At 63.7% G+C, this 16,268-nt stretch carries 17 protein-coding genes; 11 read left to right on the top strand and 6 right to left on the bottom strand.

From position 1 onward, the window contains the following. Positions 1–651: 651 nt before the first annotated feature. Positions 652–813, bottom strand: a complete 162-nt coding sequence (locus tag JQ586_RS40685; protein ID WP_249148331.1) for a hypothetical protein — start codon at positions 811–813, stop codon at positions 652–654. A 1-nt stretch (position 814) separates the two neighbouring features. On the opposite strand from JQ586_RS40685, the gene JQ586_RS29735 reads away from it, so the two are divergent. Beyond that, positions 815–1,294 carry an alpha/beta fold hydrolase gene (locus JQ586_RS29735; protein ID WP_249148326.1) on the top strand — a complete coding sequence of 160 codons (480 nt, stop codon included), beginning with the start codon at positions 815–817 and terminating at the stop codon, positions 1,292–1,294. A 135-nt stretch (positions 1,295–1,429) separates the two neighbouring features. After that, positions 1,430–1,831: a hypothetical protein gene (locus tag JQ586_RS29730; protein ID WP_212398189.1), complete on the top strand. Its 402-nt coding sequence runs from the start codon at positions 1,430–1,432 to the stop codon at positions 1,829–1,831. 550 nt (positions 1,832–2,381) lie between these two features. On the opposite strand, the gene JQ586_RS29725 is transcribed toward JQ586_RS29730, so the two are convergent. The 3 genes from JQ586_RS29725 to JQ586_RS29720 are packed head-to-tail and all read right to left on the bottom strand — an operon-like array spanning position 2,382 to position 6,006. Next, on the bottom strand, positions 2,382–4,553 hold the full coding sequence (locus tag JQ586_RS29725; RefSeq protein WP_249148336.1) for a xanthine dehydrogenase family protein molybdopterin-binding subunit: 2,172 nt from the start codon (positions 4,551–4,553) through the stop codon (positions 2,382–2,384). Next, entirely contained in the window at positions 4,550–5,539 is a 990-nt protein-coding gene (locus tag JQ586_RS40680) for a xanthine dehydrogenase family protein subunit M (RefSeq protein ID WP_212493011.1), read from the bottom strand. The genes JQ586_RS29725 and JQ586_RS40680 overlap by 4 nt, the downstream gene beginning before the upstream one ends. Then, the gene (locus JQ586_RS29720) at positions 5,536–6,006 is read right to left on the bottom strand and encodes a (2Fe-2S)-binding protein (RefSeq protein ID WP_212398187.1); all 471 of its coding nucleotides are present in this window, start codon (positions 6,004–6,006) and stop codon (positions 5,536–5,538) included. Before JQ586_RS29720 ends, JQ586_RS40680 begins: the two co-directional genes overlap by 4 nt. A gap of 240 nt (positions 6,007–6,246) precedes the next feature. Here JQ586_RS29720 and JQ586_RS29715 point away from each other — a divergent pair, with 240 nt between their 5' ends. The 8 genes from JQ586_RS29715 to JQ586_RS29680 all read left to right on the top strand — a co-directional run bounded on the left by JQ586_RS29715 (position 6,247) and on the right by JQ586_RS29680 (position 13,804). Beyond that, complete coding sequence (locus JQ586_RS29715) at positions 6,247–7,020, top strand: helix-turn-helix transcriptional regulator (RefSeq protein WP_212398186.1); 774 nt, start codon at positions 6,247–6,249, stop codon at positions 7,018–7,020. A 199-nt stretch (positions 7,021–7,219) separates the two neighbouring features. Next, on the top strand, positions 7,220–7,471 hold the full coding sequence (locus tag JQ586_RS29710) for a hypothetical protein (protein ID WP_212398185.1): 252 nt from the start codon (positions 7,220–7,222) through the stop codon (positions 7,469–7,471). Positions 7,472–7,556: 85 nt separating this feature from the next. Then, entirely contained in the window at positions 7,557–8,963 is a 1,407-nt protein-coding gene (locus JQ586_RS29705; protein WP_212398184.1) for an adenylate/guanylate cyclase domain-containing protein, read from the top strand. Positions 8,964–8,983: 20 nt separating this feature from the next. After that, positions 8,984–9,670: an FMN-binding negative transcriptional regulator gene (locus tag JQ586_RS29700; protein WP_212398183.1), complete on the top strand. Its 687-nt coding sequence runs from the start codon at positions 8,984–8,986 to the stop codon at positions 9,668–9,670. Between the two features lie 234 nt (positions 9,671–9,904). Continuing rightward, a complete protein-coding gene (locus JQ586_RS29695; protein WP_212398182.1) occupies positions 9,905–10,165 on the top strand; it encodes a PepSY domain-containing protein in 261 nt (86 codons plus the stop codon). 132 nt (positions 10,166–10,297) lie between these two features. After that, entirely contained in the window at positions 10,298–11,035 is a 738-nt protein-coding gene (locus JQ586_RS29690) for an ROK family protein (RefSeq protein ID WP_212398181.1), read from the top strand. A 97-nt stretch (positions 11,036–11,132) separates the two neighbouring features. After that, positions 11,133–12,416: a cystathionine gamma-synthase family protein gene (locus tag JQ586_RS29685; protein ID WP_212398180.1), complete on the top strand. Its 1,284-nt coding sequence runs from the start codon at positions 11,133–11,135 to the stop codon at positions 12,414–12,416. Positions 12,417–12,604: 188 nt separating this feature from the next. Then, on the top strand, positions 12,605–13,804 hold the full coding sequence (locus tag JQ586_RS29680) for an adenylate/guanylate cyclase domain-containing protein (protein ID WP_212398179.1): 1,200 nt from the start codon (positions 12,605–12,607) through the stop codon (positions 13,802–13,804). 62 nt (positions 13,805–13,866) lie between these two features. Here the strand turns inward: JQ586_RS29680 and JQ586_RS29675 are convergent, their stop codons facing one another. After that, positions 13,867–14,856 (bottom strand): LLM class flavin-dependent oxidoreductase, encoded by a 990-nt coding sequence (locus JQ586_RS29675; RefSeq protein ID WP_212398178.1) that lies wholly within the window; start codon positions 14,854–14,856, stop codon positions 13,867–13,869. 166 nt (positions 14,857–15,022) lie between these two features. Continuing rightward, positions 15,023–15,568: a hypothetical protein gene (locus JQ586_RS29670; RefSeq protein WP_212398177.1), complete on the bottom strand. Its 546-nt coding sequence runs from the start codon at positions 15,566–15,568 to the stop codon at positions 15,023–15,025. Positions 15,569–15,656: 88 nt separating this feature from the next. Between JQ586_RS29670 and JQ586_RS29665 the strand changes: the two genes are divergently transcribed. Beyond that, positions 15,657–16,256 carry an exopolysaccharide biosynthesis protein gene (locus JQ586_RS29665; protein WP_212398176.1) on the top strand — a complete coding sequence of 200 codons (600 nt, stop codon included), beginning with the start codon at positions 15,657–15,659 and terminating at the stop codon, positions 16,254–16,256. The last annotated feature ends 12 nt before the right edge of the window (positions 16,257–16,268 follow it).

Here is a 16,268-nt window from a genome sequence, read left to right as displayed (position 1 = left end):
GAGGGCGCAGGGAAAGCCGGGTGCCGATCGCACCCATGGGCCCCGTGCAGTGTAGAAAGCACGGGGGTAGGACCACAGGTGTAACCGGGAACAACCCGGCTTTCCCTGCGCGATGGGTTACGGCTTATACGTGTTCTCCCCGGTGAGACTGGGCTTTTTTGTCACCGTCCATCGCAAAGATGCTTTCGCACGCTTCACGAGGAGACACCTGCCACTAGGGCGTCAGGCCTGCACGATTTCGCCGTCCGCCTCATGCGCTCTCGTCAGTCACGCATGCGGCGTCCACCGCATCCCACCGCAACGTTCGTGACGATCGCGAGCGCCCCTCGAGCGGGTGAGACGGGAAATCTATACACTGATTTGCCATTACGATAAACCGAAATATTTCTGCAATGGGGACTTGCGCCGTCGGGCAAATCAGTGCCAGGGCGGCGACGCCGGGCGTTGGGAGCGGATCCAACAGGTCAAGGCGCAGCAGCTCCACGGTATTCTTGGGCCGGCGCAGCATACCAATACGATCGGCATTCCTTCGAAACGATCCGTTTTGTTACTTCCAATTTTTCGGAAGCATGTATCTCGATACTGCCGGATACCTATCAATGCGGGATGGCTTATCCATCACCGCGAAGCGACCAAAGGATATGCATCATGTCACAGCCAGTGAGCGACGATGCGATCGATTTCTTCGAGATCGACAAGGATATCACGCTCGGGCATCGACACATCGAAGCTCACGATCCACGCAACCGATATCGGTGCGCTGCCGACACTCCTGCTGGCCGTCGAAAAACCCGATATCGCAAGGACGATCATCGTGGGCGATTTCGCTCCCTTCAACAGGCCGCAGTTCATGTATGCGGCGCTGCAAAGCCTGAAGGCGGGACCTGCGATGGACCAGGTTCGCGCCAGCCTGAACAGCAATCGCGACGAGATTCTGGAGAATACCTTCACAAGAGGTCTGCCGAAGGAAGGGCATTTTCAAGTCGCGCGAGAATTCAAGGACGACATGTCCCGAGGATGGACCCAGGGAGCGATGACGACGGCGGACGCGTTCTCCCGCTACTACTCGCACTTTACGCAAGACCAGGATCACTTCGAATCGCAGTTGGCCCGGCTCAAGACGCCCGTGAAGGTGGTGTGGGGCGAGAAAGATCTCTACACCAACAAGGAGATGGGAAAAGAGTTCGCCGAAAGGCTGCAGGTGGAGCTGACCGTTCTTCGGGGCATGGGGCATTTCCCCCAGCTGCAGAACCCGATGCTGGCCATCGATGAGGTTCGTGCCGCATTCCGATGAGCCTCCGGCCGCTGCAAATTGAACCGAAGTTCGACGTGTGGGTCCGTTCTGCGGCAGATCGATTTCGACAGGCGTCCGCCTGCGGCGCTCAACATCGAATTTCGTTGCCTGAGCGACACACAAAGGGAGGATAACATGCAATTCGCTACAGCGGCCGCATTGGCGTTTGTTGGCTGCCTTGTCGGCTTCAATTCCGCCAACGCACAAGGAGCCGCCATGAAAACCACGCCGACGACCAAAATTCTCGCCATCGGGACCATCAACCCCGGTTTTGAACAATCGCAAGTGGCTGCTGTCCTGCCGGAGGAAGTTCGGGCAACTGTCGACCTCTACCTCGATGGCAAGATCGAGCAGTGGTACTCGCTACAGGGAAAGCGGGGCGTGGCGTTCATCATCAACGTCACTGATCCGGCCGTCGCTCACGAAATGCTCGAAAAGCTGCCTTTGGGTAAAGCGCATATGATGAGCTTTGAACTGATCCCCATTGGCCCGCTCAACCCGCTTCGTTTCTTGCAAGGCATGCAGGCTAAACCTTGAGACGATATGTGGGGCCTTACCTGGACCGCGAGGAAAGCGCCATGCTAACCCGGCGAATTGCTGCGCGAGCAAGTTCCAAGGCAGATGAAAAGTAGTCCGCCAACCGCGAACATCAATATCGCAATGGGAAAGCACAACTCTGCGCGTGTTTTGTAGATCGCCGATACGATCGGCTCAGCTGCTACCGAAAACGAGGCACTCTGGAGAAACCACGCAAAGTAGTATGCTCCAAGCAGCGAAAAGATCGAAAGCAGCGAGTACCGAAGAACAAGCAGCTTAACGGAGGTGCGCATTGTCAGTCCTTTTGCTGCGGCTCAAAATAGCCTGGGCAGCTTAAGGGCCGTCTGAGCAAATATGGACAAGTTGAGTCATTCGATGACGTCTCACGGTGGTCCAGGCAGCCGGATTTGACTTGCGCGCGAGGGCAAATCAGGTGTCCGGCACAACCTGGTCCTACCCACGAGCTAAGTGGATACCGGTTCGCGTGAAGACAACGCGTCAAACAAGAATCCAGAGCTTCGATTCCGATTCAATCAGAACCGAAATTGCTCTAGTCGACAATGTTCTCGATACGGATGGGGAGGCTGCGAACCCGTTTGCCGGTCGCGTGGTAGACCGCGTTCGCGATGGCGGCCTGGATACCCGCCGTGCCCAGCATGCCAATTCCCTTGACGCCGCCCGGCAATTGCAGGTCTTCTTCCTCGATCATCGCAATATCGAACGCCGGCATGTCGGCATGGACCGGGATCAGGTAGTCGGCGAAGCTGTCGCCGACGATGTGGCCTGACACGCGATCCGTCGTCGTCCTCTCATGCAGCGCCATGCCGATGCCGCCGATCAACCCGCCGACATACTGGCTCTTCGCCAGCAACGGATTGAGGATGTGACCCGCGGCAAAAGCGCCGCAAACCCGCCGCACCCTGATCTCGCCGAGCTCGGCATCGACACCCACTTCGACAAATACCGCGCCGTAGCCCATGCTGCTCGCGGCCAACGACTGGTGTTGGGTCGCCGCACTCTCTCCTTCCGCTTCCAGCCCTTCGGCCGCTCCGCGCGCCAGAACGTCCGTCAGTGACTCCCCGACATTGCCGGTCCGGCTTCGGATCATTCCGTCCTGAAATTCCAATTCCTCTATCCGTTGGCCGGCGAGCGGCGAGCGCTCGTCGGTCACGGCCATGTTCGCCAGCGTCTCGCGGAGTCGGGTCATTGCCAGTTCGGTTGCGGGCGCGAGGCTCGCGGTCACCTGGGAGCCTCCGGAAAACGGCCCCTCCGGCAGCAACGTGTCGCCGAGTTCGACCGTCACCTGCAAAGGGGTAACGCCGAGGGCAGAAGCCACCATCTGGCCAAGCGCAGTGTAGGTGCCCGAGCCCATGTCCTGTGTGCCGCATTGAACGCGCAACGAGGCGTCCGCTGCCAACTTGACGCGGACCCTGCAGGCCTGACGGATCGCCGGATAAAGCGTGCTTGCCATGCCCCAACCGATCCGCCAGCGTCCGTCGGTCGCGGTGCCCTGCGCCGGCCTCTGCGACCAGCCGAACCGCTCGGCGCCGACCCGATAGCATTCGAGCAGGCCGTTGCTGCTCCACGGTCGGCCCGCTTCCTGATCATGATCGGCGAAGTTACGCACGCGAAGCTCGACCGGGTCGATCCCCAATCGTTCGGCTGCTTCGTCGAAGGCGGATTCGAGCGCAAACGTTCCCGGCGCCGTTCCCGGCGCGCGCATGGGGACGGGTTGGGGCTCATTGGTGCGGACGAGCCGGTGCGTGGTCGTGACATTGGGGCAGGCATAAAGAAACCGCGAATACACCGCGGTGGAGTCAGAGTAATCGGCGTGGGTCGAGGTTTGCGCGAGCACGTGATGCTCGATGCCGGTGAGACGGCCGTCGGCGCCGAATCCCAGCCTCATATCCTGCACCGTCTCCTGGCGCCGCCCGACCAGAGTGAACAATTGCGCGCGCGTCAGTTCCAGCCGCACCGGACGGCCCGTTTTCCGCGAGGCGAGCATCGCCCAGAACATCCACGGCCACCAGAGCTGCCCCTTGCAGCCGAAGCCGCCGCCGAGGAAACGCGCGATGACGCGGATGTCCGATACCGGCATGCGAAAAGCATGCGATATCATGGCACGGGTGCCGAAGATGGCCTGGGTCGACGTGTGCACCACGGCCTTGCCGTCCTCCCACCAGCAGACGACGGCGTGCGCTTCCATGGGATGATGATTGTTGACCGCGGTATCGTATCGATGTCGGACGACGAAGTCGGCCACGGCAAGCGCTTTTGATGCGTCGCCACGATGCGTCTCGGCCGGAAAGCGCCCCACCATGGCCGGTGCGAATGACTTGTCGAGTGCCTGCGACAGCGCCGTCACCGACGGACGCGCCTCAACGCTGACCTCGATCGCGTGTGCAGCTTCCCGCGCCTCCTGCAGGCTTCCTGCTGCGACGAGCGCGACCGGCTGGCCTGCGAAGTGAACGGTGCGTTCGCGGATCAGGGCTGTGGCGGGAGAGGCCTGCAGCACCTCGGCATCCACATGTGAGACCATCGCCGCGAAGCCCGGAAGCCCGACCGCCCGCGTCGCGTCGATCGACGACACATCGCCGCAACTGATCGGCGCCTGCACGAGGGCGGCGTGCAACAGGCCGGGCGCGGAAACTTCACCCTCATATATGGCGCTGCCGGTAACCTTCAGTGCGGCCTCGTAGCGCAGGACGGAATCGGTGCTCATGGCTGTCTCCCCAGCGTTTGCAAGGCGCGGATGACAGCGTTGCGCAGCAGCGCGATCTTGAATCCGTTTTCGGCGAGCGGCCTTGCGTGCTCGACGGCCATGTCGCCGGCGGCGGCGACGGTTTGGGCATCCAATGCATGGCCGAGCAATGCTGCTTCGGTCCGGTCGAGCCGCCACGGCAATGGCGCCACACCACCGGCGGCCAGTCTCGCGCCGACGATCCTGCCGTTCTCGATCTGCAATGCCGCCGCTACCGACACGACGGCAAATTCGAATGACGCCCGATCACGAATCTTGAGATAGGTGGAGCAGCCGGCAAATCGAGCTGCGTTCGCCACGTGAACGCCGGTGATGAGCTCGCCCGGTGCCAGGTTTGTTTCAAGCTCCGGCGTCTCACCGGGCAGCCTGTAGAGATCGCGCAGCGGGAGGCGCCGCACGCCCTCCGACCCGAACACCTCGACCTCGGCGTCCAGCGCCGCCAGCGCAACGGCCAGGTCCGAGGCGTGCGTCGCGACGCATGACTGGCTCGTACCGAACAGGGCTGCCTGTCGGTTCTCGCCGGAAAGCGCGCCACATCCGCTGCCGGGCTTTCGCTTGTTGCAGGCAAGCTGCTCGTTCCGAAAATACGGGCAACGGGTTCGCTGCAACAGGTTGCCGCCGACCGTGGCCATGTTGCGTATCTGCCCGCTGGCGCTGGCCAGTATCGCCTCTGCGATCAACGGATGATATCGCATCACTTCGGGATGGGTCGCCACGTCGCCTAGCCTGGCAAGCGCGCCCAGCGAGAGTTGTCCATCGTTGAATTCGACATCGACCAGCGGCAGGCGCGAGATGTCCACGACCGCTGCGGGCGTCATTGCGCCGGACTTCCACAGCTGGAGCATGTCGGTTCCGCCAGCCAGCAACGCGGTACCCGGCTTCGACGCCTGAATCCGGGCGTCATCAACGTCGGCCACGCGGATGTATTGAAACGAATGTCCACTCATAGCCCAGCCACCTCGGCGATCGCCGCCACGATGTTGGGATAGGCGCCGCATCGGCAGAGGTTGCCGCTCATACCCTCGCGGATCGCTTCGAGACTCGCAGGCTTTTCTTCAAGCAGCGCCAATCCGGACATGATTTGCCCCGGCGTGCAATAACCGCACTGCAGTGCATCGTGTCGAATGAAGGCGGCTTGCAGCTTGTGCAGCTTGTCCACTCCGCCGACGCCCTCGATCGTGGTGATCGAGCGGCCGTCACAGGAAGCAGCAAGCGCCAGGCAGGATTTTATCCGGCGGCCCTCCGCCAGCACGGTGCATGCACCGCACGCTCCCATGTCACAGCCTTTCTTGGTGCCTGTCATGCCGAGCCTGTCGCGGAGCACGTCCAGCAGCGTGTCACAGGCAGCTATCGGCAATTCGTGATCGCCGCCGTTGATCTTGAGTGAAATACGAATGGACGAACCAGGCGACATGGAGTTCTCCTGAATTGTCTTGCCGGAAGGGAATCCCGCAGTCCGCTGTGGGACGTTCGACTGGACTGCCATTTCCTTATAATAACGGATTGCAAGTCGCCCAAAAGGACTAGTATTATCCTAGGACTGTGAGTACCTGCATCTGGAAGAACCTGCATCTGGAAGAACCTGCATCTGGAAGACACCTGCATCTGGAAGACACCTGCATCTGGAAGACACCTGCATCTGGAAGACAAGGTCATGTCAGATCCCAGTCGAAGCGAGTTCGGTAACTTCCTTCGTTCGCGGCGCGCCAAGCTCAACCCCAAATCGGTCGGCCTTCCCGACAGGCGAAGACGTCGCGCTCCCGGCCTTCGGCGCGAGGAAGTCGCCGAACTGGCCGGGATCGGCGTGGATTGGTACATCCGCCTCGAACAGGGGCGAGCAGTCAGTCCTTCGGTCACCACGATCGACGCGCTGGCGCGTGCGCTGCGCCTCAGCAAGGTCGAGCATGCGCATTTGCGCGCGCTGGCATCGGGGACCAACCGGCGCGCATTCACCCGGGAAATCGTTCCCGCAGCCCTTCAGAACCTGGTCGCGTCCCTCAATCAACCGGCTTACATCACGGGCCGACGCTGGGATGTCCTTGCCTGGAACAAGGCTGCCGCCGACATTTTTGGCTTCGATCGCCTGCCGGAAGAAGATTGCAACATCCTCATCCTCGCATTGCTCTATCCGAAGGCGCGTCAGCTGTTTGGATCAAGCTGGGCCGAGGAAGCCAAGCGTATCGTCGCGCAGTTCCGTGCGACTCACGATCTCTGGGCCGGAGATCCAGCATTCATCGCGTTGCTGAGCCGCCTTCGCGACGGCAGTCCAGAATTTACAAAATGGTGGGAAGCCCATGATATCCGTGGCGGCGCAGGTGGCATCAAGCGCTTGCGACATCCCAGGAAGGGTCTGCTGCGTTTTGCCCATGCAAGCTTCCAGGCCAACGATGATCCCGACCTGAAGCTCATCATCTATTCGCCGGCCTGAACGGCATTGCGGCCTGCCGTCCGGAACTTGGTGATCCCTTCACCTGCTGAGGGATTGGATTCCCTGCACAATTTTCCTGCCTGATCACGTCGCTCAGGATTCTGCGAGGGCGCCGGAATAAACCCGCGCCAGGCACGTCATGGTGTCAGCAAGGCCGGCGGACGGGAGACCCGTTCCGCCAAATTCCAGGGAGAGCCCCATGACCAGGTTCAAGACCAGTTCGGCAGGATTGATCGCGATTGTCATGCTCACGGCGACTGCGCTTGGCGGCAGCACCGCCGTTGCCGCACCACACGCCATCGTGAAAGGGCATGCGGGTGCCTCCTACGCGGGCCACTGGGGCGATGTTCAGGCTCGCATGCCCATGCCTCGGATGGGAGCGTTCGCCTCGACGCCGCGGGACGAGCCCGGCGGTGTCTGCGACTTCGGCGACAATCCGGCCATTTGCTGAACCCGGCCAGTTCGACTGGTTCGACGCGCACAAGTGATGGAGCGGCGGACTTCCGCCGGGTTGTCTTTCATGCAACATTCGTCGCATGAACGAAGTCGAGACCATGTTTGGAGCGTTGCGGCAAGCGGCCGACGAAGATGTCGTCGACATGCTCGAGCGGATGGTGCGGGATGCCCCGGATCACGGCTTGAACCGAATGAACCCGCTCGATCTGGCAGCGAGGGCCAATCTGGCGGGGGAGCGGGTGATTGCTGGGCTGCTGCATGCCGTCAGCCTCGGCATGCTGGAGATGACCTGGAGCGTGATGTGCCCGAGCTGCGCCGGGGTTCTGTCCGCCAACAAGAGCCTGAAGACGCTCAACAGTGCGCAGTATAATTGCGGCTTCTGTGCCGCGGGCTATGAGACGACGCTGGACGATCTGGTCGAGGTGACCTTCACGGTCAGTCCGCGCCTGCGCAAGATCGCGGCGCACAGTCCCGATGAATTGTCGCTGGCCGACTATTATCGCCAGGTGTTCTGGAGCTCGGCGATCGATCTTCCCGATGACCTGGAGAAGACGCTGCGGGAGGTCACGCTCGACGCCGTCGATCTGCCGCCGGGCGAACGGGCGATCCTGTCGCTGAACGTGCCGCAGGGCACGTTGATCGTGTTCGATCCGGTGACGCATGCGGCGCAGTTCCTCGATGTCAGGGGCGAGGAGGCCGGTGAGCGGCAAAATCTCTCGGTGACCTTCAACAAGGTCCCCGTTCCCGTCGACACCATCGCCCTGCGTCCGGGGCCGCTGCGGCTGACGCTGGAAAACCGCACCGACGGTCGCGTGCTGCCGGCGGTCTGGGTGGGAAGCCCGGCGCTGGACGACGTGCTGACGCGGCGCAAGCCCTTCCTGACGGCGCGGCGCCTGCTCACCAACCAGACTTTCCGCGACCTCTACCGCACCGACACGCTCGCCATCGGCCAGCGCCTCAAGATCCTCAGCCTGACGTTCCTGTTCAGCGACCTCAAGGACTCCACGGCGCTCTATGACCGCGTCGGCGACCTCGTCGCCTTCGATCTCGTCAACGAGCATTTCCGCCTGCTGCAGGAGATCATCGCGTCCGAACGCGGCGCCATCGTGAAAACCATCGGTGATGCCGTGATGGCGACCTTCGAGACCCCCGACCGCGCCATTGCCGCCGCGATCCGCATGCGCGAGGCGATGAGCGATCTCGGTGCCGACCGCGAGCATCAGAGCCTGCGCCTGAAGATGGGCATCCACGAGGGATCCTGCCTGGCCGTCACGCTCAACGGCCAGCAGGACTATTTCGGCCAGACGGTGAACGTCGCATCGCGCGTCCAGGGGCTTGCCGCCTCGCGCTCGATCGTGGTGACCGAATCCGTCGTCGAGAACGCCGAAACCAGGGCTCTGCTCGAGGCCAACGGGCTGGATCCGACGCACCGGACCGTCGCCCTGAGCGGCATCGCGGACAAGGTGTCGGTGTACGAGATCCCCTGAGCGCGTGGCGAGCGGCCGCAATGCACATCCTCCGTCCCCAGTTTCGTATCGAGGAGCAGCACGCGCTGGCCTTTGCGGCCGAGCGCGGCTTTGGCGTCATCGTCGCGGCCGATGCGCGCGGCCCGCGCGGCTCGCATGTGCCGTTCGTGATCGAGCGGCGCGGCGACGGCGTGATTGTGCAGATCCATTTGACCGCGAGGAATCCGCTGGTCGAGCTCGCCGACGGTGCGAGGCGCTTCCTCCTCATCGTCTCGGGCGACGACGGCTATGTCTCGAATGACTGGTACGCCTCGCGCGACAACGTCTCGACCTGGCTCTACGAGGCGGTGCATCTCGGCGGCGTCGCGCATCTGCACGACCCCGCAGACAATCGCGGCCATGGTGATGCGCTGCTCGCGGTGTCGGAGGCGCGACTGCCGAAGCAGCCCTGGGACCTCACGCAGATGGAGCCGGGCAAGCGCGAGACCATGCTGTCGGGCATCCGGGTAATCGACATCGTCGTCGACGAGATCGAGGGCCAGTCGAAGCTCAACCAGCACAAGAGCGATGCGGATCATGTCGCGGTCGCCGACCAGTTGGCGCGCCGAGAGGAGACGGGACACCGGCGGCTCGCCGCGAAGCTGCGGGCGCTGCGGCCAGGGCTGGGCTACGAAGCAGTCGGTCGTTCCGGGGAGCTAACATTGCAAGGTCTCGAAATTCAAAAATGAAAACCTCTCGTTAAGAATTGTTCCGCGCTGATTTGTTCGATCCGATTCGTTCTTTGCGAACAAAATGGAGTCGGATGGGGAACAAAGCTGCGGCGCGACTGTGTCGGGAACGCCGACAAAGCGCCGCAAGATCGCGTGTTCCTTCTGTTCCGCGATGGTCTCGGCAGGAACCGATTGCTGCCGCCGCTCGTTCTCTCCGGCACGCCGGTTCAACCGGTTCGACAGGAGTGATCCATGCGAAAATTTGTCCTTCCGATCGTTGCGGTCCTCGCGCTCGGCGCGGCGACGCCGGCAATGGCGTACGATTCAGGCGACCAGTTCTCGATGCAGGCCGCGCTCGATGTCGCGACAGATATGGGCATGATGACCGTGTCCTACACCCAGTTCCTCGGCGATGAATGGGAGATCGAAGGCCGCGACGGCCGGGGCCGCTGGATGCAGGTCTATATCGACTCGCGGACCGGCCAGGTGCGCAACGTCGATCGCGCCTGGTAGGTGCGGAGCGAATGCGCGGATTCGCGGAGCGCGAGCCGATGAGAGGCTCTGTGTAACCCGCCGGCTTCAGGTGGAATGAACAACGGATCGGCGTGGCTGATCCGTCGTTCATTCCTGTGCTACTCTCCCTCCATGGCGAAGAAAGCAAAGAAGGCAAGGAAGGCAAGGAAGGCAAGGAAGGGCACCTCGCGGCGGACGGTGCTGGCGATCGATGTCGGCGGCACGCACGTGAAGGTGATGACCAGCACGACGCGCATCAAGCGCGAATTCGAGTCCGGCCCAAAGCTGTCGGCGAAGGAGATGGTGCGCAAGGTCAAGGCGCTGACCGGGGACTGGTCCTATGACGTGATCTCGGTCGGCTATCCCGGACCCGTGGTCCACGACCGGCCGGTGACGGAGCCCCACAATCTCGGCAAGGGCTGGGCCGGGTTCAACTTTCAAAGGGCGTTCGGCCGCCCGACCAAAGTGGTCAATGACGCGATGATGCAGGCGATCGGCAGCTACCAGGGCGGCCGCATGCTGTTCCTCGGCCTCGGTACCGGGCTCGGCTCGGCGATGATCGTCGACGGCGTGACCGAGCCGATGGAGCTCGGCCATCTTCCATATCGCAACGGCAAGACCTTCGAGCACTATGTCGGAGCGGCCGGTCTCAGGAAGCACGGCAGGAAGAGGTGGCGCAAGACCGTCGACGACGTGATCGCGCGCCTGTTCGCTGCGCTTGAGCCCGATTACATCGTGCTCGGCGGCGGCAATGCCGTGCTGGTCGACAATCCGCCGAAGAAGGTGAGATTTGGCGACAACGCCAACGCGTTCGAGGGCGGGTTCCGGATGTGGAAGCGCGGCACCAGGTCTGCCCGCCGGCGCCGCTAGCATCGAGCGGACCGGGCAAAGCTGGATTATGCTGCAGCTGACGAGTCCGGGAGTCGCGGCCCGCGCGGCGTTCCCTCAGAAGCCAAGGAGACCGGCCATGGCAAAACCGTTTCCCTCCAAGACCCACATCGGCAATCACACGCTGCATCCGGAAACCCTGATGCTGAACTACGGCTACGACCCGCAGCTGTCGGAGGGCGCCGTCAAGCCTCCGGTGTTCCTGACCTCGACCTTCGTGTTCAGGACCGCGGAGGACGGCAAGGATTTCTTCGACTTCGTCGCGGGCCGCCGCGAGCCGCCGGAAGGGATGGGGGCGGGGCTGGTCTATTCGCGCTTCAATCATCCGAACAGCGAGATCGTCGAGGACAGGCTCGCGATCTATGAGCGTACCGAGAGCTGCGCGCTGTTCGCGTCGGGCATGGCGGCGATCTCGACCACCGTGCTGGCCTTCGCGCGGCCCGGCGACGTGATCCTGCATTCGCAACCGCTTTACGGCGGGACCGAGACGCTGTTCACGAAGACGCTGGCCGGCTTCTCGATCGGCGCAGTGGGCTTTGCCGACGGCCTCGACGAAGGCGTGGTCCGTGCCGCCGCCGACCAGGCGATGAAGAAGGGCCGGGTCGCGATGATCTTCATCGAGACGCCGGCGAATCCGACCAACGGCCTGGTCGATATCGCTCTCACCAGGCGTGTCGCCGACATGATCGGCACGGCGCAGGGGCACACGCCCGTCATCGCCTGCGACAATACGCTGCTCGGGCCGGTGTTCCAGCGGCCGATCGAACACGGCGCCGATCTGTCGCTGTACTCGCTGACCAAATATGTCGGCGGCCATTCCGACCTGATCGCGGGCGCCGCGCTCGGCTCGAAGAAGCTGATGAAGGACATCAAGGCGCTGCGCGGCGCGATCGGCACGCAGCTCGATCCGCATTCCTGCTGGATGATCAGCCGCTCGCTGGAAACGCTCAGCCTGCGGATGGAGAAGGCCGACCGCAATGCGCGGATCGTGGCGGATTACCTGCGCGATCATCCCAAGGTGGCACAGGTGCATTTTCTGGCCCACCATGATGCCGACACACCCGCCGGTCGCGTGTTCGCCAGCCAATGCAGCGGAGCCGGCTCGACCTTCTCGTTCGATATCGTCGGCGGCCAGCAGGCCGCGGAGAAATTCCTGAACGGACTGCAGATCTTCAAGCTCGCGGTGAGCCTCGGCGGCACCGAGTCGCTGGCGAGCCTGCCCGCGACGATGACCCATTCCGGCGTCCCCGCCGACATCCGCCGGAAGATCGGCGTGCTCGATACCACGATCCGCCTGTCGATCGGCATCGAGCATCCGTCGGATCTGGTCGCCGACATGGCGCAGGCGTTGAGCGGGGTGTGAGCCGATCGCCCTTCCGTCAAGAGGCCCGTTCGGCGCCCCGATGACAGTCCTGTGTAACGCGCCGTCGGTTTCCACCGAATGAATGGTGCACGGAGCCGTGCAAAGGTGAAGCGGTGTCCATTGACGCCGCGGAACGGAACACGACATATCCGGTACCGTCAATCCGGACTGCCGCCGAGGAGCTAACCATGACTGCGCCATCCAACGTTGATCCCGCTACCGGGCATTCCGGCAGCGACGTGGTGCACTGGCTGCTCAACGAAACCCGCGACCAGCGCTTCATCGACAATCTCTTCGCCGAGCTGTGCGTGCGGCTGCAGCGCGCCGGGATTCCGGTCAAGCGGGCCTCGCTGCATCTGTTGATCCAGCACCCGCAATGGCTGGGCGCCCGCGTCCTCTGGGTCAACGGGATGCAGGAGGCCACGATCACGCGGGTCGATTACGACGTCCAGCAGCGACCCGAATATATCGGCAGTCCCGTGGCGGAGCTCCAGGGCGGCGCCATCGAGGTCCGCGAGAATCTGGAGCGCGATCCGGCGCAGGGGCGCCAGCACGGCGTCTATCGCGAGCTGCGCGCGCAAGGGCTGACGGACTACGTGGCGTGGCCGATGCTTCACACGCTCGGCAAGCGCCATGCGGTGGCGTTCTCGACCAACCGGCCCGGCGGCTTCGAAGATTCGCATATCGCATTTCTCCGTAACCTGCTGCCGCTCCTGGCGCTGGTCAGCGAGATCCGCATGAAGAACCGCCTCGCGCGCACGCTGCTCGAGACCTATGTCGGCTCGCACGCCGGCGAGATGATCCTGGCCGGCGCCACCCGGCGCGGCAGCGGCACCACGGTGCACGCCGCGATCGTGATCTGCGATCTCAGGGATTTCACCAAGATCTCCGACAACTGGCCGCGCGATGACGTGATCGATCTGCTCAACGATTATTTCGATGCGTTGTCGGAGCCGATCCTGCGGCACGGCGGCGAGATCCTGAAATTCATGGGCGACGGGCTGCTTGCGATCTTTCCGCTCAGCGAGCCGAAGGCCTGCGCCAACCTGCTGCATGCCGTGACCGAGGCGCGCCAGGCCCTGGCCGCTCTGAACGACAAAAACAGCCTGGCCGGCGGTGCGCCGCTGCGCTACGGCATCGGCGTCCATGTCGGCGACGTCATGTATGGCAATATCGGCTCGCGCTCGCGGCTCGACTTCACCGTGATCGGCCCCGCCGTCAACATGGCTTCGCGGCTGGAGGCACTGACCAAGCAGCTGGGCAAGCCGGTGCTGCTGTCCCGTGCGTTCGCCGACCTTGTCTCAGGCGAGTTCAAGCTCGAGCATGTCGGCGAGCACCAGGTGCGCGGGTTCGCCGAGCCGATCGAGCTGTTCGCGTTTCACGGGTGAGCAGGCGCGAATGCATTCGATGCAGCTTGTTGTTCGCTGGTCGGGCGCGCGCAGCGACAGTGTCAGGCAGTGATCCCCGCGGCCTCGACGATCAGCTCGAACGACCGCAGCCGCTTCTGGTGATCGTAGACATCGGACACGATCATCAGCTCGTCGGCGCCGGTCTCCGCGACCAGCGCGTCGATGCCGGCGCGGACCGTCTCGGGCGAGCCGACAATGGAGCGCGCCAGCATCCGCATCGCCTGGGCTTTTTCCTGAGGCGACCAGTAGGTCTCGATGTCGTCGATCGGCGGCTGGCTCAAGCCCCGCGCGCCGCGGAAGATGTTGGTGAACGACATCTGCTGCGTCGTCGCCAGCCGGCGTGCCTCGTCGTCGGTCGGCGCCGCGATGATGTTGACGCCGACCATGGTGTAGGGGCGCTGGAGCTGCTCTGACGGCTTGAACCTGATCCGGTAGATCTCGAGTGCCGGAAGCAGCAGCTCGGGCGCGAAATGCGAGGCGAAGGCGTAGGGCAGCCCGAGCTCGCCGGCCAGCATCGCGCCGAAATTGCTCGATCCGAGAATCCACAGCGGCACGTCGGTGCCGGCGGCCGGCACGGCCTGGATGCGCTGGTTGGGGCCGGCCGCCGCCAGGAAGGCCTGCACCTCGAGGACGTCCTGCGGGAAATTCTCGGCGGCTTCCGGCGTGCGGCGGAGCGCCCGCAGCGTGAGCTGGTCCGTCCCCGGCGCGCGGCCGAGCCCGAGGTCGATTCTGTCAGGAAACAGCCGCGCCAGCGTGCCGAACTGCTCGGCAATGACGTAAGGCGCGTGATTCGGCAGCATGATGCCGCCGGCGCCGACGCGGATGGTTTTCGTTCCCGCCGCGATATGACCGATCACCACCGACGTTGCTGCGCTCGCAATCCCCGCCATGTTGTGATGCTCCGCCACCCAGATGCGGCGATAGCCCAGGCGCTCGGCGTGAACGGCAACATCGCGTGCATTGTAGAGCGCGCCACGCGCATCGGTATCCTGAGTGACGCGGACGAGATCGAGGATGGAGAGGGCTGGCACGAGGGCTCCGGGACGACAGCTGGAAGGACGTCGCCGGAGGTATCAGGCTATGTCCGGGAACGGCGAAGCGCTTGGCTGCAGCCGCGTGGTCCGCCGGATATGGATATCGCCCACACGCGGGTCAATCGACCGAAACGGGCAGCAGCCCCGCCGATCGCCGCACGGCTCAGTGACCCGTGCCACCAGGGGCGGCGTTCAGCGGCGCGCCGCCGGTCGAAATCGGACCTGCCGGCTTGGACGGATGAGCCGCCGGCTTTCTCCGCTTCGGAGCAGCCTGTGCGACCGGCGCTGGTGGTTGTTCGGCCGCCGCGACCGGCGCAACCGGTGGTGGCACCGGAGCAGGAGGCGGGGCTGGGGTCTGGAGTGCCTCGACTTTCGAGGCCAGACCATCCAGTTGGTCGGCCATGGTCTTCAGCTGCTGCTGCTGGTCCGCCACCGTCCGGCCGAGCGCTGCGAGGTCGTCCTCGGCCTTCTGCTGGGACGCAAGCAGATCCGGCAACGCGTCCTTGTCGCTTGCAGCCGTTTGGTCGCCAGGCGCGGTGTGACCCAGAGACGGGACCAGCGGCGCGATCTGGGGCCAGGCGTAGACGCCGCCGGCGCCCCCAAGCACGAGGATGGCGACGAGAAGGAACCACGGCCAGCGGCGGGGAGCGGCAGCAAGCGGGCTTGACGGCGAATGGCTGTGCAATGCTTGATCCGAATCGTTATTCACCCATGCTTCCTAGAGCGCTTCGGCAGCGGTTGCAATCGATGCCGGGACTGACCACCTTGCCGGCATGCCCCCTTCGTCCGACGCCGCATTGGCGCCCAAATCCAGCCTCGGCTCCACCTCCCAGCTTATTGAGGAACTCGTCGCGAAAGCGCCGGATGGTCCCGTCGACCTCGAATGGCTGCTCAGAAACCTCGACAGGCGCTCGTTCGGACTTCTGCTGCTGCTGCTGGGACTGCTGGTGATCATCCCCGGCGTCGCGACGATTGCGACGTTGGCGCTGCTGTTTCCCGCCGTCGAGATGATGCTTGGCCGCAGTGCGCCGGCGTTCCCGCGCTTCGTGTCGAAGCGGCAGTTCGACTTCAAGCGATTCAAGCGATTCACTGTCTTCGTCCGCCCGATGCTCGAGGCGATCGAGCGGATCAGCCGGCCGCGCTGGGACGCGCGCAGAGACGTGATCGACCGCCTCGTGGGCCTGGTCGTCTTCCTCCTGGCCTTCTCGGCCGGCTGGCCGCTGCCGCTGGTGAACGTGATTCCGGGCATCGTGGTCGTGCTGATCGCGATCGCCTATCTGCAGGAGGACGGCCTGTTGCTGACTGTCGCGATGGCGGCTGCGCTGATCTCCCTGCTCGGGCTCGGCTGGACGCTCTGGGCATCGGCCGATGCCGTGATGAAGTGGATGGGGCTCTAAAACACGCTGGCT

The sequence above is a fragment of the Bradyrhizobium jicamae genome, from assembly GCF_018130215.1.
GTDB classification, from domain to species: Bacteria; Pseudomonadota; Alphaproteobacteria; order Rhizobiales; family Xanthobacteraceae; genus Bradyrhizobium; species Bradyrhizobium jicamae_A.
Note: the sequence above shows the minus strand (reverse complement) of the source record. Positions and strands in the feature narration are given on the sequence as shown.